We start from the raw sequence: 24,058 nt of genomic DNA, 5'->3' as shown, positions 1-24,058 counted from the left end.
ACGCCTCCAGCGTGCGGGCCGGGGACGAGGCCCGGCCATACGCAGTGTGTCAAGGCATCGGCCCTTTCGACGACACTGTGTAAAGGGCGGCCCAAGGGCGCCGGGGGAGCGCGGCCGTTGGAGCGGTCCGGCCTACGGGGCGCCCCGGGGGAGCCACTCGTCGGCGATCGCGACGGTCAGCTGCTCCAGCAGCGGGCCCGCGCGGCGGACGCGGCGCTCGTCGTCCGGCTCGATGTCGGCCAGCGCGTACGCCGCCTGGATCCGCGCCTTGCGCAGCTGCTCGCCGGTGAGGCTCCGGCGGCCGGCCACCGCGACGACCGGCGCGCCCGCGCGGGCGGCGGCGCGGGCGACGTGCACCGGCGCGGTGCCGCGCAGCGAGCGGGTGTCCAGGACGCCCTCCCCGGTGACGACCAGCCGCGCGCCGCGGGCCTTCGCGGCGAAGCCCAGCAGATCGAGCATCAGGGCCGGGCCGGGCTCGATCGTCGCGCCGAGGAAGGTGAGCGCGGCGAACCCGACGCCGCCCGCCGTCCCCGCGCCGGGCAGGTCGCGGGCGGCCTTGCGGGCCGCCGCCTCCGCCAGGTCGGCCCAGCGGCGCAGGCCCGCGTCCAGCAGCCGCACCTCGTCGCGGTTCGCGCCGCGGCGCGGGCCGTCCACCGCGGCGGCGCCGGTGCGGCCGAGCAGCGGCCCGGCGGGGTCGCCCGCCACCACCACCTCGATGCCCGACATGTCGGGCAGGCCGCGCAGGTCGAGGGCGTGCAGCGAGCGCAGCGCCGCGCCGCCCGGCGGCAGGTCCTTGCCGAGCGCGTCCAGCAGCCGCCCGCCGAGCCCCTGGACGAGGCCCGCGCCGCCGTCGGTGCACGCGCCGCCGCCCAGCCCGAGGACGATCCGCCGCGCGCCGAGCCGGACGGCGTGCGCGAGCAGCTGCCCCGTCCCGACGCTGGAGGCGGTGAGCGGGCGCGGCCTGCCGCCGGGCAGCCGCCGCAGCCCGGACGCCTCCGCCAGCTCGACCACGGCGCTGTCGCCGTTCAGCGCCAGCCGCGCCGTCACCGGGCGGCCGGTCGGCCCGCACACCTCGATCTCGACGCGCCGCCAACCGGCCGCCACCGCGGCCTCGACGGTGCCGTCGCCGCCGTCGGCCACGGGCAGCTCCACCAGCGCGACCCCGGGGCGCGCGCGGCGCAGCCCGGCGGCGAGGTGCCGCGCCGCCCGCGCCGCGGTCAGCGCTCCCGGGAACCTGTCAGGCGCCAGCAGGACGTGGCCTGGCGGGGACGGGTGGGAGGGAGAGTCCGCGGACACCACAGCCACGCCTTTCACGCCGGGGGGTAAGGCCCTACCTTCTGCTTACGCCATGCCGGCACTATTTGACACCCGCAACCGCCTCCGAGACCTACAAACGGGCGAGTTCCGTCGCGGAGCGGTCACGGTGCGTCCGTGTTTCCCCGGGGTCGCGCGTGCGCGGGCGGGTGCGCGGGCGTTCGCGCGGGGTCACACGACGCCGAGCCACTCCTCGATGGGGTGGATGGCGAAGAAGACCACGAACAGGGCGGCCACGATCCAGAGGGCGGGGGAGATCTCGCGCACCTTCCCGCGGGTGGCCTTGATGACCACGTAGCCGACGATGCCCATGCCCAGGCCGGTGGTGATCGAGAAGGTGAAGGGCATCAGCACGATGGTGAGGAACGCCGGGATCGTGATCTCCAGATCGTTCCAGTCGACCTTGGCGACCTGCGTCATCATCAGCGCGCCGACCACGACCAGCGCGGGCGCCGCGGCCTGCGCGGGGACGGTCGCCGCCAGCGGGGTGAGGAACAGCGTCACCGCGAACAGCGCGCCCGTGGCGATGTTGGCCAGGCCCGTCCGGGCGCCCTCGCCGACGCCCGCCGCCGACTCGACGAACACCGTGTTCGCCGACGAGCTGGTGAGGCCGCCGAACGCGGCGGACAGCCCGTCCACCGACAGGATCCGGCCGAGCCGGGGCACCTCGCCCTTCTCGCTCACCAGTCCCGCCTCGTCGCTGATGCCGAGGATCGTCCCCATCGCGTCGAAGAACCCCGACAGCACCAGCGTGAACAGCACGACCAGCGCGGTGATGACCCCGGCGCGGGCGAACCCGCCGAACAGCGAGATCTCCCCGAACAGCCCGAAGTCGGGGGCGGCGAACAGCTTCTCCGGCATGTTCGGGGTGACCACGCCCCAGCCGCCCTGCTTGACGGAGGCGTTCTCCTGGATGACCACGGCCCCGACCGTCCCGGCGACGATGCTGATCAGGATCGCGCCGGGCACCCGCCGCACGTACAGGACGATCATCAGCACCAGGGTCGCCGCGAACACCAGCGCCGGCCACGTCTCCAGCCGGCCGCCGGTGCCGAGCGACAGCGGCGGGCTCGTGGCGCTGGAGGTGACGAACCCGGCGTCGTAGAGGCCGACCAGCGCGATGAACGCGCCGATCCCGACCGCGATCGCGTGCTTGAGCGCCAGCGGGATCGAGTTCATGATCCGCTCGCGCACGCCGGTGACCGCCAGCAGCACGATGACCACGCCCTCGATCACCACGAGGCCCATCGCCTCCGGCCAGGTCATCACCGGCGCCGCCTGGAAGGCCACGACCGCGTTGATGCCGAGGCCCGCGGCGAGCGCCAGCGGCGCGTTCCCGACCAGCCCCATGATCACGGTGGTGACCGCCGCGGACAGCGCCGTCATCGTGGTCAGCTGCGGGATCGACAGGGTCGCGTCGTTGACGTCCTTCGCCCCGCCGAGGATGAGCGGGTTCAGCAGGATGATGTAGGCCATCGCGAAGAACGTGGTCACGCCGCCGCGCAGCTCGCGCGGGACGGTGGTGCCGCGCGCGGTGAGTTCGAACAGCCGCTCCAGCGGCCCGCCCCCGCTCGCCGGCGGGGAATCGTCGGCCGGTCCGGCCTGGGTCTTGGACATGACGGGCGCTCCGCTTTCAGCAGCATGGTGTTCGGAAACGGCGTGCACAGGGTAGCCGTCCGGGCCCCGGGTGAGGCCAGGGGGCCGCGGGAAGAAAGGTGGGCGGGACGTGATTCGCGGCCTTCGCAGCGTGACGGGGGTGATGCGCCGCCTATAGCCTGCCCTGGTGCGAATGCGAGACTCCGCCGGGGCGACCGCCCTGGACTCCTACGCGTGGCTGCTGGCGTCCGTCCCGGAGCGGACGCGGTCGTCCTTCCGCGCGCGGATGCTCGGCCCCCTGGAGGAGTACGACAGCACCAGGCAGGCCGATCTCGTGCACACGCTGGAGGTCTTCCTGTCCTGCTCGGGCTCCTGGAGCCGCACCGCGACGCGGCTGCACGTCCATGTGAACACGCTTCGGTACCGAATCCGGCGGATCGAGGACCTCACCGGCCGGGATCTCGGCAGACTTGAAGACCGAGTCGACTTCTTCCTCGCCCTGCGCGCGGCGAGCACCTTGTAGGCGGTGGTCACACGATGGATCGCGAGACACTGGGGCAGCGCATTCGCGCCCTGCGGATCCGGCAGGGCGTGAGTCAGGCGCAGCTCGCCTTCCCCGAGCTGTCCGACAGCTACATCTCGCTGATCGAGAGCGACAAGCGGGTACCGGCGCCGAGCGTCGTCGACCTTCTGGCGGCGAAGCTGAACTGCTCGGCGACCTACCTCGTCAGCGGCGTCAGCGAGGACGTCGTGGACGAGCTGCGCGTCACCCTCGACTATGCCGAGATCGCGCTCAGCAACGGCGCGGCGGCCGAGGCGCGGGCCCGGTTCGCCGAGGTGCTCGCGAGCGCCGACGCGGTCGCGCTGCCCGAGATGCTGCACCAGGCCCGCTGGGGCCACGCGCTCGCGCTGGAGGCCGCGGGCGAGCTGGAGGAGGCGATCTCCGAGCTGACCGCGCTGACCGAGCAGGCGTCCGCCGAGGCCGACCTCGACCACTGGGCCAAGGTGCACGTCGCGCTGAGCCGCTGCCTGCGCGAGCGCGGCGACCTCAGCGCGGGCGTGGAGGCGGCCGAGACCGCGCTGCGGCACCTCGTCGCCACCGGCGCCGACTCCACCGACGCCGCCGTGGACCTCGGCGCCGCGCTGCTGTCGGCGTTCATCGAGCGCGGCGACCTCGTCCGGGCCCGCCAGCTCGCCGCCCAGCTGGTCGAGCGGGCCGAGCGGATCGGCAGCCCCCGCGCCCGCATGGTCGCCTACTGGGAGGCAGCCTACGTCGCGGAGATCCGCGGCGAGTACGACGAGGGCGTCGCGCTCGCCGAGCGGGCCCTGATGCTGGCCGGCGACGGCGAGGACCCCCGCAACCTCAACCGGCTCCGCGTCATCTACGCGGGCCTGCTGCTGCGGGCCAAGCCCGACCAGGCCGCCCGCGCCCGGGAGTTGCTCGCCCGCGTGCGCGGCGAGATCAGCGCCAGCTCCTCCGGCGAGATCGACGTGGCCTGGTGCCTGACCGAGCTGGCCCGCGCCGAGACCGCGCTCGGCCGTCCCACCGAGGCGGTGGCGCTCGCCGAGGAGGCCCTCGACCTGCTGGGGGACGCCCCGCGCCGCGCCACCGCCGGAGCGCTGACCGTGCTCGGCGAGGCGTCGGTGCGGCTCGGCCGGCACGACCGCGCGGTCGAGGTGCTGACCCGGGCCGCGACCTGCCTGGAGGAGATGGAGTCCTCCCGGGAGGCCGCCCAGGCCTGGTTCGACCTCGCCGAGGTGCTGGCCGGGACGGGAACCTCCGACGGGCCTCGCATGGCCGCCTACCGCCGCGCCCTGACCTGCGTCGGGGTCTGACCGGACCGTTCCGGCCGAACCGTTTCGCCCGCCGCCGCGTCCATGAATAATGCTGCGGTCGGTGTGAGATGGGGGAGTTCTTCGTGTTCGGTGTTGTTCGGCCCTGCCGTCATGTTCTGTGCGGGTCCCTGTTCAAGGACTGGATGGCCCACCTGTGCGGGCTGTGCCTGACGCTGCGGGCCGAGCACGGCCAGGCCTCGCGGCTCGTCACCAACTACGACGGGCTGCTCGTGTCGGTGCTGGTGGAGGCGCAGGCGCCGGAGCTGTCGCCGCGCCGGAAGGCCGGGCCGTGCGCCCTGCGCGGGATGAAGACCGCCGAGGTCGTCACCGCGCGGGCGCAGGGCGCGCAGCTCGCCGCGGCCGCGTCCCTCCTGCTGGCCGCGGGCAAGACCCGCGACCACGTGGCCGACGGCGACGGGCCCTACGCGCGGCGGCTCGTCGCCGCCGCGGCCGGGCGGATGGCCGACCGGTGGGACGCGGCGGGCGGCCGCACGGGCGCCGCCGTCGGGTTCGACCCGGCGGTGCTGCGCGACGCCGTCGCCCGGCAGCCGCTCCTGGAGGCGGCCCCCGGCCTCGGGCTCCTCGACCTGACCGAGCCCACCGAGACGGCGGTCGCCGCGGTGTTCGCGCACACGGCCGTCCTGGCGGGCAGGGAGGGCAACGCCGAGACGCTCGCCGAGGCGGGCCGCTTCTTCGGGCGCCTCGCCCACCTCATCGACGCCGTCGAGGACCTCGCCGAGGACGAGGCGGCGGGCGCGTACAACCCGCTCCTCGCCACCGGCACCACCCTCGACGAGGCCCGCCGGCACGCCGACGGCGCGCTGCACGGGCTGCGGCTCGCGCTCGCCGAGCTGGAGCTGGAGCGGCCGCGCCTCGTGCGGGCCCTGCTGGACCGCGAGGCGGGCCGCTCGGTCGAGCGCGCCTTCGCCGAGCCCGCGAGCCTGGCCAGGCGGGGGCCGCGGCCTCCGCGCCCCGGCTGGCCGATCCCGTGCTTCACCGGGACGCTGGTCTGCGTCACGTGCGGGATCTTCCAGCCCGAGTGGAGCGACCACCACGGCGACTCGTGCGACGACCGCTGCTGGTGCAGCCGGCACTGCGACGGGGGCGGCGACGGCTGGGACTGCTCCGGTTGCTGCGACTGCTGCAACTGCTGCGACTCATGTAACTGCTGCGACTCGTGCGACTGCTGCGACTGCGACTGCGGGTGCAACTGACCGGTCCCGTTCCTGCCGGTTCGTGCCATCGCGCGACCCGGGACGTGCCATGGCGGCGGGCTCAGTAGGGTAGACGGAGCCCTTCGACTCACTAGAGAACCCGGCCCTCCATGAACATGTTCAAGTCCCGCCGGCCCCTGCGCCGTCTCGGTCTGGTCGCCGCCGCCGCGCTCGCCTTCGGCGCCTTCACCGCGCCGCCTGCGATGGCGCACACGAAGCTGGTCGGCAGCACGCCCGAGAAGGGCAAGGCCGCGGACGCGGTCACCGAGGTCACCCTGGTCTTCAGCGACAAGATCAGTCTGGCGAAGGTCGTCGTCAGCGACGGGAAGAAGAAGGAGTTCCAGGCGGGCGCCGCCGAGCGCGCCGGGACGAAGGTCACGCAGAAGCTGTCCGGCCCGCTGCCCGCCGGCTCCTACACGGTCGCCTACCGGGTCGTCGGCGAGGACGGGCACCCGATCGAGGGGAACGACCTGACGTTCAGCGTGGCCGGGGACGGCGGCGGCGGCGATCCGGCCGCCTCGGCCGCGCCCTCCGCGGGCGGGGTCGGCGCCGAGGAGCAGACGGGCCCGGCCGCCAACTCCGACGAGCAGCCGCTCAAGGCCGACCAGGAGAAGACCGCGGCCGAGGAGGACTCCGGCTCCGGGATGCTCCTCTGGGTGCTGATCATCGCGGGCCTGCTCGTCGGCGTCGGCATCGGGGTGGTCATCGTGTTGCGCGCCAAGCGCAAGCACCAGGCGGCAACCGGCGGTGAGTAGGGGGAGCCTGGCCGTCTGGCGGGCGGGGGCGGCCGCCCTGGCCGCGTGCGCCGCCCTCCTGGTGGCCGGGCTCGTCCTCGGCGGCTCGGTCACCGAGAAGGTCATCCCCGGCCTTGGCGACGCGGGCGCCCTCACCCGGTGGGGGCTGCCGGTCTCGCGGGCGGCGATGGACCTGCTGTCCGCGCTGACCGTCGGCGCGCTGCTGACCGCGGCCGCGTTCCTGCCCGTCGAGGGCGGGCGCGCCGCGCCGCGGCTGTCCAGGGACGCCGTCGGCTACCTGAACGCGGCCTCCTGGATCGCGGCGGCCTGGGCCGCCGCCGCGGCGGCCACGCTGGTGTTCACCGTCGCGGACGTGCTCGGCCAGCCCGTCGGCGACGTCCTCACCGGCAGCGAGCTGAGCAGCTACGTCGGGTCCCTGCCGCAGGGCACCGCCCTCATGGTCGTGGTGCTGCTCGCCGTGGTGGTGGCGCTGCTGGCCCGCACCACCACCACGCCCGCCGCCGCGTTCGGGCTGCTCGCCCTCGCCGGGATCGCGCTGCTGCCCGCGCCGCTCACCGGGCACTCGGCCTCGGCCGCCAACCACTCCACCGCGACGACCGGCGTCGCGCTGCACGTCGCCGCGGTCGCCCCGTGGGTCGGCGGGCTCGCCGTCGCCGCCGCCCACGCGCTGCTGCGCCGCGACCGGCTCCCGGTGGTCGCGGAGCGGTTCAGCCGGATGGCCCTGTGGTGCTACGTCACCGTCGGCGCCAGCGGCCTGGTGAACGTGATCGCCCGGCTGCCGGACCCGCGGGAGCTGGTCGAGACCGACTACGGGCGGCTCGCCCTCGGCAAGATCATCGCCTTCTGCCTGCTCGGCTGGTTCGGCTGGTGGCACCGGACGCGGACGCTGCCCGCGGTGGCGGACGGCAGGCCGGGGGCGTTCGCCCGGCTCGCGTCCGTCGAGGCCGCCGTGATGGGCGCCACCATGGGCCTGGCCGTCGCGCTGGCCCGGACCGCGCCGCCCGCGCCCGCCGAGCCGGAGTCCGCGGTCAAGTCGCTGCTCGGCTACGACATGCCCCCGCAGGTCACCCCGGTGCGGCTGCTGGCCCTGGGGCAGTTCGACCTGTTCTTCGCCGCCCTCGTCGTCGTCCTCGGCGGGCTCTACCTCGCCGCCGTCGTCCGGCTGCGGCGGCGCGGCGACTCCTGGTCCTGGGTCCGCACCGCGTCCTGGCTCATCGGGCTCGTGACGATCGTGGCCGTCACCCAGACCGGCATCGCCAGGTACGCGCCGATCCTGTTCAGCGTGCACATGGCGCAGCACATGGTGCTGAACATGCTGACGCCGATCTTCCTGGTCGTCGGCGCGCCGGCGACGCTGGCGCTGCGGGCGCTCAAGCCCGCCCGCGTGCGCGGCGACCGCGGCCCGCGCGAGTGGCTCACCGCCGTGCTGCACAGCCGGTTCCTCGCGGTCGTCGCCCATCCGGCGGTCGCCACCCTCATCTTCGTGGTGAGCACGTTCGCGCTGTACTTCACGCCGCTGTTCGAGGCGGCGATGCGCAACCATCTCGGCCACATCGCGATGATGGTCCACTTCCTGGCCAGCGGCTCCCTGTTCTTCTGGGTGCTGCTCGGCGTCGACCCGGCGCCGCGGAAGCTGCCCTACCCGGCCCGGCTGCTGCTGCTGTTCGTCACGATGCCGTTCCACGCGTTCTTCGGAATCGCCCTGATGAACATGAGCCAGGCGCTCGCCCGCGGCTGGTACACCTCCGTCGACCCGCCGTGGGGCACCACGATCCTGCACGACCAGCACACCGGCGGCGCCATCGCGTGGGGCTTCGGCGAGGTGCCGACGTTCATCGTCCTGATCGTGCTGGCGTTCCAGTGGTACGTCCACGACCAGCGGCAGGCGCGGCGCATGGACCGCAAGGCCGACCGGGCGGCGAAGGCCGGGGGGCGCCCCGAGGACGACGAGCTCGCCGCCTACAACGCCCGGCTGGCCAAGCTCGCCGAGCGCGACCGCGCCGCCGGAGAGAAGGACAACGCATGAGTGCGGCCTCCCCCGCGCGGGGGAGTGGCCGCGCCGCCGGTTCTGTCAGGATCAGGACGTGCTCCGTGTGCTCCGCCCGCTGATCGAGCGGACGACCTGGCGGCGCTGGTCCCACCTCGTCGTGGGCGGCGCGCTGCTGATGCCGTACTGGTTCCTGGCGATCAGCATGACCCCGCTGGTGCCGGTGGGCAACAGCCTGTTCAAGGGCGTGCTGATGCTGGTCGTCATGCCGGCCGCCGCGACGTTCGTCACGGGGCTCGTGCCGACGGTGCGGCTGCTGGAGAGCTCCCTGGCCAAGGAACTGCTCGGGGGGCCCGCGGCCGGGCTCGCGCCCGGTTCGGCGGGTTCCTGGGAGAGCCGCGGCCGCACCGCGGCGTGGTTCACCCTGCACCTCGGCACGGGCGTCGTGGTCAGCGGGCTGAGCCTGGTGCTCCCCCCGGCCGCCGTCGTGATGCTCATCGCGCCGGCGGTGAGCTGGGACACCCGGTTCCTGCAGTCCTGGGGGTGGCAGGACGCCTGGCACCAGTGGCCCGCGCCGCTGGTCGGGCTGGCGTCATTGGCCCTTCTGCTCGCGCTGATCGTGGGGGCGGGCGCGCTGCTGGCCCGGCTGGCGCCGGTGTTCCTCGGGCCGTCCGCCGCCGAGCGGCTGGCCGGGATGCGGGCCGAGGCCGTCAGGCTCGCCGAGCGCAACCGGCTGGCGAGGGAGCTGCACGACTCGGTGGGGCACGCGCTCAGCGTGGTGACGCTCCAGGCGGGGGCGGCCGGGCGGGTGCTGGACAGCGACCCGGAGTTCGCCCGCGAGGCGCTCGCCGCGATCGAGGACTCGGCCCGGTCCGCGCTGGAGGACCTCGACCACGTGCTCGGGCTGCTGCGCGACGACCGGTCCCGCCCGGCCCCGCAGGCCACGCTGAAGGACCTCGGACGGCTGCTGGAGCAGACGCGGATCGCCGGGGTCGCGCTGGACGCCGAGGTCGATCCGGAGGTGGAGCACGTCCCGGCGGCGGTGTCGCGGGAGGCGTACCGGATCGTCCAGGAGGGGCTGACGAACGCGCTCCGGCACGCGGGGAAGGTACCGGTGCGGCTGCGGCTCGGCACCGACGGGGAACGGCTGGAGGTCGAGATGACCAATCCGCTCGGCGCGGTCCGCGGCGAGGGCGCCGGCCACGGCGGCGGCCGCGGCCTCGGCGGGGTCCGCGAGCGCGTCACCGTGCTGCGCGGCGAGATGAGCGCCGGGGCCGACGGCGACCGCTGGCGGTTCCGCGTCTCGCTGCCGCTAAGGTCCGGATCATGACGATCAAGGTTCTGCTGGTCGACGACGAGCGGCTGATCCGCGCCGGGCTCGCCGCCATCATCGACGCCGAGGACGACCTGGCCGTCGTGGGCGAGGCGTCCGACGGCACGGAGGTGCCGGGCGAGGTGCGGCGGCTGCGCCCCGACGTGGTGCTGATGGACGTGCGGATGCCGCGGCTCGACGGCATCCAGGCGACCCGCCACATCCTCGCGACCGTGCCGGAACCGCCCCGGATCATCGTCGTCACCACGTTCGAGAACGACGAGTACGTCTACGACGCGCTGAAGGCGGGCGCCAACGGCTTCCTGCTCAAGCGGACGCGGCCGGAGGAGATCCTGCAGGCGGTCCGGATGGTCGCGCACGGCGACAGCCTGCTGTTCCCGGCGGCGATCCGGGAGCTGGCCGGGCGGCACGGGCCGTCCGGCGGCGGAGGGGCGGCCTGGCACGGCCGGCTCACCGAGCGGGAGGGGGACGTGCTGCGGCTGATGGCCAAGGGGCACTCGAACGCGGAGATCGCCGGTGAGCTCTTCGTGAGCCCGCAGACGGTGAAGACGCACGTCGGGAACATCCTCGCCAAGGTGCAGGCCCGCGACCGGACCCAGGCGGTGATCTTCGCCTACGAGACGGCCTTCATCACGCCCGGGTGAGGTGGCAGTGTGACCGCATGAGGGACTTGCGCTTCGGGTTCAACGTCTTCGACATCGTCTCCCGGGACGACTTCGCCGAGCGGTGCCGGCGCGGCGAGCGGTACGGGTACGACGTCGCGCTCGTGCCCGACCACCTCGGCTCCCCGGCCCCCTTCCCGACCATGGTCGCCGCCGCGGACGCGACCGAGCGGCTGCGCGTCGGCGCGCTGGTGCTGAACGCCGGCTTCTGGAACGCCCACCTGCTCGCCCGCGAGGCCGCCACCGCCGACCGGCTCACCGGCGGGCGGGTCGAGCTCGGGCTCGGCGCCGGGCACATGAAGTGGGAGTTCGACGCGGCCGGGATCCCGTGGGAGCCGTTCGGCGCCCGCGTGGAGCGGATGACCGGGCTGATCGAGGAGCTGGGCGCGCTGTTCGGTGGGGACGGCTACGAGCGGCACCGGCCGGTGGCCGAGTTCTTCGGGCTGGCCGAGACGGCGCCCGTGCAGCGCGCCGGGTTCGGCGGATCGGGACCGCCGCTGCTCGTCGGCGGCACCGGCGACGCGGTCCTGCGGGCGGCGGCGCGCCACGCCGACATCGTCGGGATCGCGGGGGCGTACCAGATGAAGGGCGAGCCGCCGGGCACCTTCCGGCTGGGCACCGCGGAGGAGGCCGCCGAGCGGGTGCGGTTCGCCCGCGAGCACGCCGGCGACCGGGCGGAGCGGATCGAGTGGAACGTGCTCGTCCAGCACGTGCAGGTGACCTCCGACCGGCGCGCCGAGGCCGGGCGGATGCGCGCCGAGCGCCTCCCGTACATGACGGTCGAGGAGATCTTGGACACCCCGTTCGTCCTGCTCGGGACGGAGGAGCAGCTCGCCGAGCAGATCCGGGAGCGCCGCGAGCGGTACGGGTTCTCCTACGTCACGGTGCACTCGCCGTTCATGGACGTCCTCGGCCCGGTGATCGAGCGGGTCTGAGGCCCGCAATTCGGCCGGGGCTTACACCTCATTTACCTACAGGTCGCTACAAAAGAGACAGAAAGGATAAAGAGCGACGATCGGGGGATCATGGACGCCGTCACCCTGGCCGGGCTGCGCAAGCCGAGGCCCTACCCCGCGGTGTCGGTGCTGATGCCGACGCACCGCTCCGCCCGGGACGTCCGGGAGGACCGCATCAGGCTGCGGAACCTGCTGGGCGAGGTACGGCGCCGCCTGCACGACGATCCCCGGGTGGAGCCCGACGCCGCCGACGACGTCGTCCGGGGGCTGGAGCGCGCCGCGAGCGAGGTCGACCCGCGGCACGGCTCCGACGCGCTGGTGCTGTTCGCCGCGCCGCACGGCGAGCACCACGCGTTCACGATCGGGCAGGCCGTGGACGAGCGGGTGGTCGTCGACACCGGGTTCGCCACCCGCGACCTCGTCGCCGCCTACACCCGCACGCCGCGCTACTGGCTGCTGTCCCTGTCGGACCACCGGACGCGGCTGTGGAGCGGCCTCGGCGCGGAGCTGACCGAGCACGCCCGCGGCGGCTTCCCCGTCGAGCCCGAGCCGATCGACGAGGCGAGCGCCGGACGGCTGGCGCGGCGGGCCGCGCAGGGCGGCGAGAGCGAGCGCCGCCTGCAGAGCATGCGGGACGTGGTGGCCGCCCTCGAACGCGTCCTCGCGCGGGACCGGCGCCCGCTGATCGTCGCGGGCGTCACCCGGCACCAGGCGGTCTTCGACGAGGTGGCCGGGCCGCACGTGACCGTGGCGGGGCGCGTCGACGGCAGTTTCGAGGGCGCCTCGCCGAGCACGCTCGCCGAGGCGGCGCAGCCCGCGCTCGCCGCCTACGAGGACCTGCGCGAGGTCGGCGTGCTCTCGGAACTGGAGGCGGCGCGCAGCATCCAGCGGTACGCGGGCGGGCTGTGCGAGGTGACGGAACTGGTGGACGAGGGCCGCGGCGAGCACCTGGTGGTCGAGCGCGGCTACTACGCGCCCGCGGTGCGGACCAAGGGCGAGCTGATCCCGGTCGAGGGCAGGCCCGGCGTGCTCAAGGGCGCCGACGTCGTCGACGACGCCGTCGACCACGTGATCGAGACGGTGCTGGAGTACGGAGGCGAGGTCACCTTCGTCTCGGACGGCTTCCTCATCGACCACGACCGGATCGCGCTGGTGACGCGCTACTGACCCGCCGCCGAGCACGAGGGGTCGTGCCAGCCCACCCAGCCGATCGACCAGAACCGTCCCGCGTGCGGCCGCCAGCCAGCCGGATGCGCCGGCCAGGACGCCTCCGGCGGCGTCCCGTCCGGGAGGGGCACGACGACCGTGCACACGTCCGGTGCGGGGGGCCGCCCGGCGCGGACGTCGAAGGCGCCGACGCGCGTCCACCACACGGGGTACAGCAGCGCGACCCTGACGGCCCAGTTGAGCGACGAGTCGGTGACGACCCTGCCTGTGGCCGGGCCGGGCAGCGGAGGCTCGGCCGGGACGCGCCGCGCGTGCGGCCCCATCGCGAACGTCAGCGCCGCGAGGTTCACCCCGGCGAGCGCGACGGACGCCAGGGCCGTCCTGTCCAGTCTGGACAGCGCGAGCAGGCCGCCGAGCAGGGCGAGCGCGGCGAAGGTCGCCTCGTGCAGGTGCAGCCCGCTCCGGTCGGCGGTGAGGAACGTGACCTCCGGGAAGTCGAAACCGATGAAGATGTGGGTGCGGAGCCGCTCGCCCGCGTAGGCGGTGACCCACAGCGCGGCGCCCTCCAGCAGCAGGGCGCCCGCCGCCGCCAGCCGGATCGCCGGGCCCGCGGCCAGGCGCGCGAGCGCCGCGGCCCCGGCGAGGGCGTAGACCAGCGCCACGCACGCCAGGTAGCGGCCGTAGGCGAAGTTGCCCACCCGGTGCTCGTCCGGCAGCGCGGCCGAGGAGGCGTAGGCGATGCCGCAGGTCGCGGCGAGCAGCACCCCCGCCATGATCCTGTCCGCGGCGGGCGTCCGCCGCCGCGCGAGGACCGCCGCGACGGCCACCAGCCCGGCCCCCGCCAGACCCCAGGTGGAGACGATCAGGTACCAGAGCTGCCCCGCCGCGCCCGACAGCGCCCACTCCTGTCCGGGGACCGTGGTCAGCCGGGACGCCAGGATCTCGCCGAGGTCCCGCGTGCCGCGCGGATACAGCTCGGCGCGGACGTGCGCGTTCAGCGCCGCGCCCGCCGCGTACCCGGCGAGCGCGACGGCGGCCCCGGCGAGCGCGGCGCGGATCCTCCGGCGCCCGGTCAGGGCCATGACCAGCAGGGCGGCGGCGTGCACGGCGAGCAGGACCGTTCCCCGGGTGTGCACGGCCGCCGCGCAGGACGCGGCCAGGCTCGCGAGGGCGGCGTCCCCGGCCCGGCCGTTCCGGACGAACCGGTCCAGCGCCAGCAGCCAGGCCAGGACGAGCGTCGGAAGGACGGCGTCGGCGAGCGCGAAGGCGCCGAAGAACGTCGTCGCGGGCAGCAGCGCCGCCGCGAACGCCAGCGGCAGGGCGCGGCGGCGGGCCAGTCCGAAGCGGCGCGCCGCCGCGTACCCGAGCGGGAACAGCGCCGCCCCCAGCACCGCGTTGATCGCCATGACCGTCGTGTAGACCGTCGCGGGATCGTGGGAGAACCAGAACGCCGGGGTGAGCAGGAGCGGATAGCCGCCCTGGTAGAAGGTGTTGCCGGACAGGTCGCCGCCCGGCCCGCCGGCCAGCAGCCGGGCGGCGAGCAGGTAGCCGGTCTCGTCCGGGTTGGCGGCCGGGGCCGTCCGCGCCCAGGAGAACCAGAGCCGGACCGCCGCCTGCGCGAGCACGCCGGCCGCGAGCAGCCACGGCAGGGCGCGCGGGAACCTCCGGGAGGGGCCCGGCGGGGTGGGCGGCGCCTGACGGCGGGGCGGGAGCAACGCGAGCGACATGCGCTCCACGGTTCCGGCGGACCGTCATGGTCTCGTGCCGAAGATGTCCGGATCTTGTGACACATCCCGTTCGTTGATCGCGGACGGCCGATAATGACCGGGTGGCGAGCATTCTGTTCATCGAGGATGATCCGTCCGCCCGGGCGGCTCTGGAGCTGGCGCTGACCCGCCAGGGACACGGGGTGACGTCCCGGGCCACCGGCGAGGACGGGCTGGAGGCGCTGCGGGCGCGCCGCCCCGAGATCGCCGTCCTGGACGTGATGCTGCCCGGCATCGACGGCATCGAGGTGTGCCGCCGCATCCGCCGGGAGGACCCGCTTCCGGTGATCCTGCTGACCGCGCGGGGCGACGACCTCGACATCGTCCTCGGGCTGGAGGCGGGCGCCGACGACTACGTGGTCAAGCCCGTCGAGCCCCGCGTCCTGGACGCCCGGATCCGCGCCGTCCTGCGCCGCGCCGACCAGACCCGCCTCGACCGGTCCGTCTACGGCGACCTCGTCGTCGACCGGACGTCCCTGAAGGTCACCAAGGGCGGCGCCGACCTGCGCCTCACCCCGACCGAGCTGCGCCTCCTGCTGGAGCTGACGCGCCGCCCCGGCCAGGCCCTCACCCGCCAGCACCTGCTGGCCGAGGTGTGGGAGCACACCTACCCGGGCGACTCGCGGCTCGTGGACGCCTGCGTCCAGCGCGTCCGCGCCAAGATCGAGGACGAGCCGGCCGAGCCGCGGCTGATCGAGACGGTCCGCGGCTTCGGCTACCGGTTCACCGCCCCGTGAGGCGCACCCTCCGGTTCGCCGCGCCGTGGGTGCGGCGCCTCCGGTTCACCGGGCTGCGGATGCGTCTCGCGGCCGCGTTCACCGCGGTGGCGCTGCTGGCGTCCGTGCTCGCCTCCGGCATCTCCTACGTGCTGCTGCGGCGGGTGATGCTGCAGCGCGCCCAGGACGCGGTGCTCAACGACGTCCGCGCCACCCTCGCACAGCAGGTCCCGCCCGACCTTCCGCCCGACGTGGAGCCTCTGGTCGAGGTCGCTCTGGAGGACGCGCTCCGCTCGGAGCCGGGACGAAAAGCGACCGCGGTGCCGGTGCTGGGGCATGGCGGGCCCGGGCTCCCGCCGCCGGGCCTGCTGGACGTCCCCGTGACCTCGGAGTTCGCCCGTCGCGCCATGCGGGGCGTGGTCTTCCAGCGCGTCGACCGGAACGGCACGCCCTACCTGCTCGTGGGCGCCCGCGTCTCCACCTGGCCCGCACCGGCCGAGCCGTGGCGGACGACGCCGCCGATGGTGTTCGTCTCCGCCAGCCTGCGCCGGGAGGCCGCCGACCTGGCGCTGTTCACCCGCACCCTGCTGATCGCGGACGCCGCGGCGCTGGCGGCCGCGCTCGCCCTCGCGCTGCTGGCCACCGGGGGCGTGCTGCGCCCGGTGCGCCGCCTCGGGGCCGCCGCCCGCGCGCTCGGTGAGGGACGGCTGGACACCCGCGTCCGGGTGCAGGGCCGCGACGAGCTGGCCGATCTCGCCGAGACGTTCAACCGCACCGCGCAGGCGCTGGAGCGGACGGTGACGGAGCTGCGCGCGATGGAGGCCGCGTCCCGCCGGTTCGTCGCCGACGTCTCCCACGAGCTGCGCACGCCGCTGACCTCGATGATCGCCATGACCGACGTGCTGGCCGAGGAGGCCGCCGAGGACGGCGGCGGCGCGGCCGCCCGGCTCGTCGCGGACGAGACCCGGCGGCTCGGCACGCTCGTGGAGCACCTGATCGAGATCAGCCGGTTCGACGCGGGCGCCGCCGCCCTCGTCCTGGACGACGTCAACGTCGCCGACGCGGTCGGGGCGACGCTGGAGACGCGCGGCTGGCGGGAGGACGTGGCGGTGGAGGGCCCCGCCGGCCTGTTCGTCCGGCTGGACCCGCGGCGGTTCGACGTCATCGTCGCCAACCTCGCCGGGAACGCCCTCAAGCACGGGCTCCCGCCCGTCTCGCTGCGCTTCGGCCGGCCGGAAGGGGAGGACGCGGGCGGAGTCCGGGTCGTGGTCGCCGACCGCGGGCCCGGGCTTCCGGCCGACGTGGCCCCCGTGGTCTTCGACCGGTTCGTCAAGGCGGAGGCGGCGCGCACGCGCAGCGAGGGAAGCGGCCTCGGCCTGTCGATCGCCAGGGAGAACGCCCTGCTGCACGGCGGCACGCTGGAGGCCGCCAACGGGCCGGAGGGCGGCGCGGTCTTCACCCTGTGGCTGCCCGACGGTGCAGCGGAGGAACTCCTGTGATCTGGTCGAGACGGGCGCGAGCGCTACTGGCGATGGCGACCTGTGCCGCGCTGGCCGGTTGCGGGATCCGCCCGACCGGGATCATCAGCGCGGGAGGCGCGCCGAACGCGCGGGGGTACGCCGCCACGATCACCCTCTACCTCGTGCGGGGGCGCAGCCTGGTGCCGGTGACGAGACCCGGTCTGCCCGGGCAGCCGAACCTGGCCGTCCAGCAGCTGTCCGTGCCGCCCACCGCGCGGGAGCGCGCGGCCGGGCTGCGCACGGAGGTCCACGGCAGGCTCTCGGCGGAGGCCGCCGTCGACGGCTCCAGTCCGACCCGTCGCGCCCCCGTGATGGACGTCCGGCCGTACGACCCGGACGCGCGGCCGACCTGGTCGCGGACGGCCAAGGCTCAGATCGCGTGCACCGCGATGGCGATCCCGGGCACCAGGAGCGTCAACCTGTGGCGCGGTCCCTACCGGGAGAAGAGGACATGGGAGACCCTGACCTGCGGCCAGTTCGCCGTCCTGCTCGAATGATCAGCCCCGGGTCAGCCACTGGGCGGTGATGTCGCCGAGCACGGAGCGGACGGTCAGGATCGCGATGCCGAGGATCAGGACCGGCATCACCACCCAGCGCTCGACCTTGCCGTCCGTCCGCGGGATGACGGGCACGTCGATCCGCCACGGCAGCGGCCAGAACACCGGGCAGCCCCGCGGTGTCAGGCAGTCGCCGGCGACGTGGGCCAGGCAGCCGAGCGTCACCGCGAACCCGACGAAGCTCATGTCGATGTTGTGCATGAGCCAGACGGCGATCAGGGCCAGCGCGCAGTCCGCCAGCGCCGACTGCGGCTCGGCGCCCTCGAAGTCCAGGCCGACGCCGCGCAGCCCGAGCCCCACGATCATGAACAGGCAGGCCCACCAGGCCCAGATGACGTGGGTGGCGAGGGTGTCCATCGCCCAGCCGATGCCGACCGCGAACAGGATCGAGTGGGTCGCCTGCCGGTGCCCGCCCGACAGCTTCCCGATCCACTTGCACATGTGGTTCGTGATCGGCCCGAAGGTGTTGGCGATCCGGCCGTTGTGGTGGTCGATGTCGGGCAGGATCGCGGCCCCGGCGCACACCACCGCGCCCGCCATGATCTGCTCCGGCGACAGCGCCACCGCGTGCTCGCCGAGCAGCCGCTCCTGCCCGAGGATCGGGACGGCGCCCAGCCATGCCAGCGCGCCGCTCAGGGCATGCGTCTTGCCCATCATGTGCCGTTCCCCCGCCTTCCAGCGCGTACCGCCGCCCGTCTCAGGGCGGGACTCTAATCCGCTCCTGATCGTTTTCGGCGAAGACGCGCCGAACGCGGCGTCACGTCCTTTTGATGCCCGGAGGCTCCCGCCGGTTCCGCCCTGGACACAGGGCTTTCCGCGCGCTCGGGGGCGGGCCGGGTGGACCGGCGTCGGGTCAGCGGCGCTTCGCGGGCCGGGCGGGGACCAGCCGCCAGGCGCCGGACTCCTCGTCCGGCTCGTAGCGGGAGTCCAGGCGTTTGGCGACGACGCCGGGCAGGCCCTGGTCGCGCGCCGCCTCCAGGACCGCCGCGCCGTCTCCGGGGAACCAGGGGGCGGTCTGCCAGCGCGGGCCCGACAGGCCGAGGTCGTCGAGCCGCTCCCGCCGCTCCCGGTAGGGGACGTCCAGCAGCGGATGCCCGTCCAGATGCGGCACGTCGTAGATCATGTAGGTCTCGCGGCCGTCCAGGACGGCCAGCTCCCCGTCCAGCAGCGCGGGCCGGACGCCGAGCTGCGCCCCGAGCCGGGAGCCGAGCCCGCCGGGGCCGTCCACGGCGTGGCCCCGCCCGTCGGTGAACCGGGTCCGGCCGCCCTCGACGTAGGCGGCCAGCCGCCTGCCGCCCCACGCGAACTCGAACCCCCACGCGCCGGTGTCGCGGGGCAGGCGGGCCCGCTCCTGCGGCCGCATCGGGCGCAGCGACTCCGGCAGCGGCTCGGCGTCTGGGTCCGCGGGCGGGTCCATCCGGTGGATCATCCAGTTCCGGCCGCGCGTCCTGAACAGCACGTAGCGGCCGGACACGCGCGACCCGTGGATGACGACCTTCACCTCGCGCTCGGACCACTTCTCCGTCTCGTAGGTCCCCCGGTCCCAGATGGTCATCGTCCCGGCGCCGTACTCGCCGCGCGGGATCTCGCCCTCGAAGGCGGCGTACTCCAGCGGGTGGTCCTCGGTGTGCACGGCGAGGTGGTTGGTCTCCGGGCTCCACGGCAGGCCCTTCGGCACGGCCCACGAGACGAGCACGCCGTCGCGTTCGAGCCGCAGGTCCCAGTGCAGGCTGGTCGCGTGGTGCTCCTGGATGACGAACGTGTCGTCGTCGCCGCGCGGCAGCGCCTCGCCCGCGGGCACGGGCTCCGGCGTCCGCCCGGGGTCGCGCCTGCCCCGGTAGTCGGCGAGCCGGTCGCCCTCGCGGGCCGGGGGAGCGGCGTGCTTCCTGGGCTTCTTCGGGGTCACGCCCGCTGCATACCCGCGCTCAGCGGATGAAGACGGCGTAGTCGGCCAGATCGCCGGTGAGGGAGGGCGGCAGCCCCGCCACCGCGGACAGCTCCTCGGCCGACATGAACCCGCCCGTCTCGGCCCGGACCCGCTCGATCGTGGCCGCCAGCTCCGCGGTGATGCCGGGCAGCAGCGTCAGAGCCTCCGCGGACGCGTGGTTGACGTCGACGAGCCCGCCGTCGTTGTACTGGCGCCGCAGGTCGGGACGTCCGATGCGCAGCTCCTTGGCCAGCCCCGGGTCGGACGCCGCCAGCACCCGCGCCTTCTCCCGCAGCAGCCGCTGCCGCTTGACCCGCTCCACCACGGCCTCGTTGTCGACGCCCGACAGCCCGTGCGGGTCGAACACCTTCCGCCGGATCAGGAAGGCGTGCCCGCAGCCCACCAACGCCAGGACGGACATCAGCATGCCGGCGAACCGCACGGTGCCCTCGTCCTCACCGTTGCCGGAGAGCATGGACAGCATCAGCACGAACACGCCGGCGTAGGCGACCGTCGACACCAGCAGGTGCAGGCTCCGGCGCCACAGCAGCGCGGCGGCGAACGTGAACGGCGTGGCGAAGCCGAGCGTCAGGAACGGCAGCGCCGCCCACGTCACGCTCAGTGCGGCCTGCCCCGGCGGCATGCTGTCGGAGGGAACCCTCGGCTCGTACGGCGCTGGGGCGTTCATCTCTCGAGGGTCTCCCGGGCCGGATATGGGCGATTCGGACTCTAGACCGAGGGAAGGGTCACGGCAGGGTGAGGATTTCGTGGCCGTCCTCGGTGACCAGCAGCGTGTGCTCGAACTGCGCCGTGCGCCTGCGGTCCTTGGTCACGACCGTCCAGCCGTCGGCCCACATGTCGTACTCGGCGGTGCCGAGGGTCAGCATCGGCTCGACCGTGAACGTCATGCCCGGCTCGATGATCGTTGTGGCGGCCGGGTCGTCGTAGTGGGGGACGACGAGGCCGGAGTGGAACGTCGTGCCGATCCCGTGCCCGGTGAAGTCGCGCACGACGCCGTACCCGAACCGCTTGGCGTAGGACTCGATGACCCGCCCGATCACGTTCAGCGCCCGGCCGGGCTTGACCGCGCGGATGCCGCGCATCGCCGCCTCGTGGGTGCGCTCCACCAGCAGGCGCGACTCCTCGTCGACGTCCCCGCACAGGAACGTCGCGTCGGTGTCGCCGTGCACGCCGTCGACGAAGGCGGTGATGTCGACGTTGACGATGTCGCCGTCGCGCAGGACCGTGTCGTCCGGGATGCCGTGGCAGATCACCTCGTTGATCGAGGTGCACAGCGACTTGGGGAACCCCCGGTAGCCGAGCGTGGAGGGGTAGGCGCCGTGGTCGAGCATGAACTCGTGCCCGACGGCGTCGAGCTCGTCGGTGGTGATCCCGGGCCGGACGTGCTTGCCGACCTCCTCCAGCGCCTGCGCGGCGATCCTCCCGGCGACCCGCATCCGCTCGATGATCTCGGGCGACTTGACGTCCGGCTCGCCCGTCCGCGGCCGCTTCTTCCCCACGTACTCCGGGCGCGGAATGTTCGAGGGAACCTTGCGCATGGGGGAGACGCGTCCGGGCCGGAGCAACTGGGTCGTCATAGTGATGGAGTGTAGTCAGCGCGATGCGGGCACACTCCGGTGCCAGCGCATGATCGAGAGGAGCGCCGATGGCCGGTGACGACGGTGACTGGTGGTTCTGCCTGAAGCACATGAAGCCCGAGCACGGGGCGGGCTGCCCCGGCAAGGACCGCATGGGCCCGTACCGGACCGAGGGCGAGGCGGCGGACGCCATGGCCATCGCCCGCGAGCGCAACGAGGCGTGGCGCAGGCAGAACGAGGACTGACTAGTCCACGGCCGGGCCGGAGACGGCGTCGAGCAGGCGGGCGAGGCGGCGCCGGAGTCCGCGCGGACTCCGCGCCGGCTCCCGGCCCGCGGCCGCGCTGACGAGGTGCTGCGCCCCGTCGAACGACATGAGGGCCTCGCCCGGCGGGACGGTCAGCGCCTCGTGGGCGAGGCCGCGGAGCTCGCGGTCGCCGCCCTCCAGCGCGAGGACGGTCGCCCCGGTGCGGCGCGCGTCGTCCACCCGCTCCAGCAGCGGGACGGGCGCCCCCTCCTCGGCGACGACGAACAGCGTCTCGCCGCGCCTGGCCGCCTCCAGCCGCTCCAGCCCGATCCGCAGATGCGCGGGCGCGCCGGCCGGAGGCCGCCAGCGCACCAGCGTGGGCGCGAGGCCGGGCGCGTCGCCGAGCCGGCTCTCGTCGTCGAGGTGCGCCGCCAGATGCCACGGGTCGCCGGCCGGAGTGCCGACCAGCAGCAGCCCGCCGGGGGTGCGGGAGGTGACGCGCAGGGCCCGGCCGAACTCCTCGGTCCGCTCCAGCCAGCCCGTCGCCGACAGGACCTCGCGCAACATCGATATCTGCTCGGCGTCCACGGCACCATGGTGCCTCACCCCGCCTCCCGGGCAGGCCCTTTCTCCCATGTGGGAGCCCGGCGCCGGGCCCTCGCGGGGCCGCCTGGCAGACTCGGCCGCATGACTGAGCAGCAGCAGAAGACGCCGTACGACCTTCCGGACGCGAGCGGCCTGACCATCGGCATCCTGGGCGGGACGGGAGACCAGGGCAAGGGCCTCGCGCGCCGGTTCGCGCTGGCCGGGCACCGGGTCACGATCGGGTCCCGCAAGGCCGAGCGCGCCCAGGCCGCCGCCGACGAGCTCGGCGCCGGCCTGCCCGTCTCCGGCGCGGAGAACCCGGCCGCGGCCGGAGGGTCCGACGTCGTGATCGTGGCGGTGCCGTGGGACGGGCACAGGGCCACGCTGGAGTCGCTGCGCGCCGAGCTGGCCGGCAAGATCGTCGTGGACTGCGTGAACCCGCTCGGCTTCGAGAAGGGCAAGGGCGCGTTCGCGCTGCCGGTCGAGGAGGGCAGCGCCGCGGAGCAGGCCGCCGCCGTCCTGCCCGACAGCCGGGTCGTGGCCGCCTTCCACCACGTGTCGGCCAGGCTGCTGCTCGACCCGGAGGTGGACGAGATGGAGCTGGACGTCCTGGTGCTCGGCAACGACCGGGAGGCCACCGACCTCGTCCAGGCCCTCGCCGGGCGGATCCCCGGCATGCGCGGCGTCTACGGCGGGAGGCTGCACAACGCCCACCAGATCGAGGCGTTCACCGCCAACCTCATCTCGATGAACCGCCGCTACAAGGCCCACGCCGGGCTGCGCATCACGGACGTCTGACCGCGCCTCGGGCGGTCCGCCCCGGTACGGTGCCAGGATGACTACGGTGCCAGGATGAACGCTCCGGACGCCGCGCGACGGCCGCTCGTCCTGCTGCCGTCGGCCCGGACGGGGCCGCTGCGCGCGGTGGCGAAGCGGGTCGGGCTGGCGTTCGTCCTGCTGCTCATGGTGGTGGCCGTGGTCTACCTCGACCGCGACGGGTACCGCGACACCGGCGACGGGCGGCTGTCGCTGCTGGACGCCTTCTACTACGCCTCGGTGACCATGTCCACGACCGGGTACGGCGACATCACCCCGGTCGGGGACGGCGCGAGGCTCGTCAACATCGTCTTCATCACGCCCGTCCGGGTGCTGTTCCTCATCGTCCTCGTGGGCACGACCCTCGAGGTGCTGGCGGAACGCACCCGCGACGACTGGCGCAGGTCCCGCTGGAGGGCACGCGTGCGCGACCACATCGTGGTGGCCGGCTACGGCACGAAGGGCCGCAGCGCCATCAGGACCCTGCTGAGCACCGGGGTGCCGCCCGAGTCGATCGTGGTCGTGGACCCCGACCCGCGGGTGGTGGCCGAGGCCGCCGAGGCCGGGTTCGCGGGCGTCGTCGGGGACGCGACCCGCAGCTCGGTGCTGCGGCAGGCCTCGGTCCAGCGGGCCCGCGAGATCGTGGTGGCGAGCGCCCGCGACGACACCGCGGTGCTGATCACGCTGACCGCCCGGCAGCTCAACCCGCGCGCCGGCATCCAGGCGGCGGTGCGCGAGTCGGAGAACGTCCCGCTGCTGCGCCAGTCCGGCGCCGACCACGTGGTGACCTCCTCGGAGGCGGCGGGGCGGCTGCTCGGGGTCTCCACCACGCAGCCGAGCGTCGGCGAGGTCATCGAGGACCTGCTGGAGCAGGGGAGCGGCCTCGACCTGGTGGAGCGCGAGGTCCACCCGGACGAGGTCGGCGGCCCGATCGGCGCCGTGCGCGCCCCGGCGCTGGCGGTGGTGCGGGGCGGGCGGCTGCTGCCGTTCGACGACGCCGGCTGCGCGGCCCTCGAACCGGGCGACCGGCTGATCGTGGCGCGGTCCTCCTCCCGTTCCTCCGGCCCGCCGGACGGCCCGGAGGAGCGCGATCACTGACCTGCCGGGGAGCGGTTTCGGCCTGCGGCGCGTCCTAGTCCTGACGTACCATCGCAGTGGCGACAGGCGGGATGGACATGAGAGAGAACCGGTCGGCAGATCCGTGGAGCGCGTTCCTGGCCCCTTCCGGGCGGAGCGGCGGGGTCCGGCCGCCGGGCGCGGCGCCCGCCGGTGAGCCCGGCCACGCCGCCGGGTACGCCGAGCCCGGCGCGGAGGACGCGTGCCGCCGCGTGCTGGCGCAGTTGCGGGCGGCCAACGGCCCGCTGTCCCTGGAGCAGATCCACCACGCCACCCGCCTCGGGCTGCTGGAGGTCGCGGGCGCCGTGGACGCGCTGCGCGAGCGCGGGCTCGTCGCGGTGGAGCGGGAGATCGACGAGGTCGTCCGGCTGACCGGGGAGTGACCGCGGCCC

At 74.6% G+C, this 24,058-nt stretch carries 23 protein-coding genes and 1 pseudogene; 16 read left to right on the top strand and 8 right to left on the bottom strand.

Annotation, left to right across the window (positions count from 1 at the left end; all coding sequences use genetic code 11):
* Nucleotides 1–132 precede the first annotated feature (132 nt).
* Both BJY14_RS08005 and BJY14_RS08000 read right to left on the bottom strand, forming a co-directional pair.
* Entirely contained in the window at nt 133–1,296 is a 1,164-nt protein-coding gene (locus BJY14_RS08005) for a glycerate kinase (RefSeq protein WP_258938792.1), read from the bottom strand.
* A gap of 189 nt (nt 1,297–1,485) precedes the next feature.
* Entirely contained in the window at nt 1,486–2,931 is a 1,446-nt protein-coding gene (locus BJY14_RS08000; RefSeq protein ID WP_179843024.1) for an NCS2 family permease, read from the bottom strand.
* Nucleotides 2,932–3,100: 169 nt separating this feature from the next.
* Between BJY14_RS08000 and BJY14_RS07995 the strand changes: the two are divergent.
* The 9 genes and pseudogenes from BJY14_RS07995 to BJY14_RS07955 form a co-directional block, all read left to right on the top strand.
* Nucleotides 3,101–3,433 (top strand): annotated as a pseudogene (locus BJY14_RS07995) (PucR family transcriptional regulator); the annotation flags it as partial.
* Nucleotides 3,434–3,447: 14 nt separating this feature from the next.
* Nucleotides 3,448–4,746 (top strand): helix-turn-helix domain-containing protein, encoded by a 1,299-nt coding sequence (locus BJY14_RS07990; RefSeq protein ID WP_179843023.1) that lies wholly within the window; start codon nt 3,448–3,450, stop codon nt 4,744–4,746.
* Nucleotides 4,747–4,829: 83 nt separating this feature from the next.
* Nucleotides 4,830–5,960 carry a DUF5685 family protein gene (locus tag BJY14_RS07985; protein ID WP_179843022.1) on the top strand — a complete coding sequence of 377 codons (1,131 nt, stop codon included), beginning with the start codon at nt 4,830–4,832 and terminating at the stop codon, nt 5,958–5,960.
* A 110-nt stretch (nt 5,961–6,070) separates the two neighbouring features.
* Complete coding sequence (locus BJY14_RS07980; protein WP_179843021.1) at nt 6,071–6,715, top strand: copper resistance CopC family protein; 645 nt, start codon at nt 6,071–6,073, stop codon at nt 6,713–6,715.
* A complete protein-coding gene (locus BJY14_RS07975; RefSeq protein WP_179843020.1) occupies nt 6,708–8,741 on the top strand; it encodes a bifunctional copper resistance protein CopD/cytochrome c oxidase assembly protein in 2,034 nt (677 codons plus the stop codon). The genes BJY14_RS07980 and BJY14_RS07975 overlap by 8 nt, the downstream gene beginning before the upstream one ends.
* A 58-nt stretch (nt 8,742–8,799) precedes the next feature.
* Nucleotides 8,800–10,032 carry a sensor histidine kinase gene (locus tag BJY14_RS07970; protein ID WP_312879061.1) on the top strand — a complete coding sequence of 411 codons (1,233 nt, stop codon included), beginning with the start codon at nt 8,800–8,802 and terminating at the stop codon, nt 10,030–10,032.
* On the top strand, nt 10,029–10,679 hold the full coding sequence (locus BJY14_RS07965; protein WP_179843019.1) for a response regulator transcription factor: 651 nt from the start codon (nt 10,029–10,031) through the stop codon (nt 10,677–10,679). The genes BJY14_RS07970 and BJY14_RS07965 overlap by 4 nt, the downstream gene beginning before the upstream one ends.
* 17 nt (nt 10,680–10,696) lie before the next feature.
* Nucleotides 10,697–11,632, top strand: coding sequence for a TIGR03621 family F420-dependent LLM class oxidoreductase (locus BJY14_RS07960; protein ID WP_179843018.1), 936 nt, complete (start codon nt 10,697–10,699; stop codon nt 11,630–11,632).
* Nucleotides 11,633–11,722: 90 nt separating this feature from the next.
* On the top strand, nt 11,723–12,820 hold the full coding sequence (locus BJY14_RS07955; protein ID WP_179843017.1) for a baeRF3 domain-containing protein: 1,098 nt from the start codon (nt 11,723–11,725) through the stop codon (nt 12,818–12,820).
* Here BJY14_RS07955 and BJY14_RS07950 read toward each other — a convergent pair.
* Complete coding sequence (locus BJY14_RS07950; RefSeq protein ID WP_179843016.1) at nt 12,814–14,547, bottom strand: hypothetical protein; 1,734 nt, start codon at nt 14,545–14,547, stop codon at nt 12,814–12,816. The genes BJY14_RS07955 and BJY14_RS07950 overlap by 7 nt on opposite strands.
* 101 nt (nt 14,548–14,648) lie before the next feature.
* On the opposite strand from BJY14_RS07950, the gene BJY14_RS07945 reads away from it, so the two are divergent.
* From BJY14_RS07945 to BJY14_RS07935, 3 genes are read left to right on the top strand one after another with little or no spacing between them, the layout of a single operon-like run.
* Nucleotides 14,649–15,323, top strand: coding sequence for a response regulator (locus BJY14_RS07945; protein ID WP_179843015.1), 675 nt, complete (start codon nt 14,649–14,651; stop codon nt 15,321–15,323).
* Nucleotides 15,320–16,801 carry an ATP-binding protein gene (locus BJY14_RS07940; protein WP_312879060.1) on the top strand — a complete coding sequence of 494 codons (1,482 nt, stop codon included), beginning with the start codon at nt 15,320–15,322 and terminating at the stop codon, nt 16,799–16,801. The genes BJY14_RS07945 and BJY14_RS07940 overlap by 4 nt, the downstream gene beginning before the upstream one ends.
* The gene (locus BJY14_RS07935) at nt 16,798–17,319 is read left to right on the top strand and encodes a hypothetical protein (protein ID WP_179843014.1); all 522 of its coding nucleotides are present in this window, start codon (nt 16,798–16,800) and stop codon (nt 17,317–17,319) included. Before BJY14_RS07940 ends, BJY14_RS07935 begins: the two co-directional genes overlap by 4 nt.
* Here BJY14_RS07935 and BJY14_RS07930 read toward each other — a convergent pair whose 3' ends face one another.
* The 4 genes from BJY14_RS07930 to map form a co-directional block, all read right to left on the bottom strand.
* Complete coding sequence (locus BJY14_RS07930; RefSeq protein ID WP_179843013.1) at nt 17,320–18,036, bottom strand: metal-dependent hydrolase; 717 nt, start codon at nt 18,034–18,036, stop codon at nt 17,320–17,322.
* A gap of 196 nt (nt 18,037–18,232) precedes the next feature.
* On the bottom strand, nt 18,233–19,285 hold the full coding sequence (locus BJY14_RS47165; protein ID WP_179843012.1) for a DNA polymerase ligase N-terminal domain-containing protein: 1,053 nt from the start codon (nt 19,283–19,285) through the stop codon (nt 18,233–18,235).
* Between the two features lie 19 nt (nt 19,286–19,304).
* A complete protein-coding gene (locus BJY14_RS07920) occupies nt 19,305–19,994 on the bottom strand; it encodes a ComEA family DNA-binding protein (RefSeq protein ID WP_179843011.1) in 690 nt (229 codons plus the stop codon).
* 58 nt (nt 19,995–20,052) lie between these two features.
* Nucleotides 20,053–20,904, bottom strand: coding sequence for a type I methionyl aminopeptidase (gene map, locus BJY14_RS07915; protein WP_179843010.1), 852 nt, complete (start codon nt 20,902–20,904; stop codon nt 20,053–20,055).
* A gap of 68 nt (nt 20,905–20,972) precedes the next feature.
* Here map and BJY14_RS07910 point away from each other — a divergent pair, with 68 nt between their 5' ends.
* Nucleotides 20,973–21,149, top strand: coding sequence for a hypothetical protein (locus tag BJY14_RS07910; protein ID WP_179843009.1), 177 nt, complete (start codon nt 20,973–20,975; stop codon nt 21,147–21,149).
* Here the strand turns inward: BJY14_RS07910 and BJY14_RS07905 are convergent, their stop codons facing one another.
* On the bottom strand, nt 21,150–21,716 hold the full coding sequence (locus BJY14_RS07905; RefSeq protein ID WP_246396596.1) for a hypothetical protein: 567 nt from the start codon (nt 21,714–21,716) through the stop codon (nt 21,150–21,152).
* Between the two features lie 120 nt (nt 21,717–21,836).
* Here BJY14_RS07905 and npdG point away from each other — a divergent pair, with 120 nt between their 5' ends.
* The 3 genes from npdG to BJY14_RS07890 all read left to right on the top strand — a co-directional run bounded on the left by npdG (nt 21,837) and on the right by BJY14_RS07890 (nt 24,049).
* Nucleotides 21,837–22,532: an NADPH-dependent F420 reductase gene (gene npdG / locus BJY14_RS07900; RefSeq protein WP_179843008.1), complete on the top strand. Its 696-nt coding sequence runs from the start codon at nt 21,837–21,839 to the stop codon at nt 22,530–22,532.
* Between the two features lie 54 nt (nt 22,533–22,586).
* On the top strand, nt 22,587–23,648 hold the full coding sequence (locus tag BJY14_RS07895; RefSeq protein WP_179843007.1) for a potassium channel family protein: 1,062 nt from the start codon (nt 22,587–22,589) through the stop codon (nt 23,646–23,648).
* A gap of 77 nt (nt 23,649–23,725) precedes the next feature.
* On the top strand, nt 23,726–24,049 hold the full coding sequence (locus tag BJY14_RS07890) for a hypothetical protein (RefSeq protein ID WP_179843006.1): 324 nt from the start codon (nt 23,726–23,728) through the stop codon (nt 24,047–24,049).
* Nucleotides 24,050–24,058 lie beyond the last annotated feature (9 nt).

The sequence above is a fragment of the Actinomadura luteofluorescens genome, from assembly GCF_013409365.1.
GTDB classification, from domain to species: domain Bacteria; phylum Actinomycetota; class Actinomycetes; order Streptosporangiales; family Streptosporangiaceae; genus Spirillospora; species Spirillospora luteofluorescens.
The sequence above is the reverse complement of the archived record's forward strand: the minus strand, read 5'-3'. Positions and strand labels throughout refer to the sequence as shown.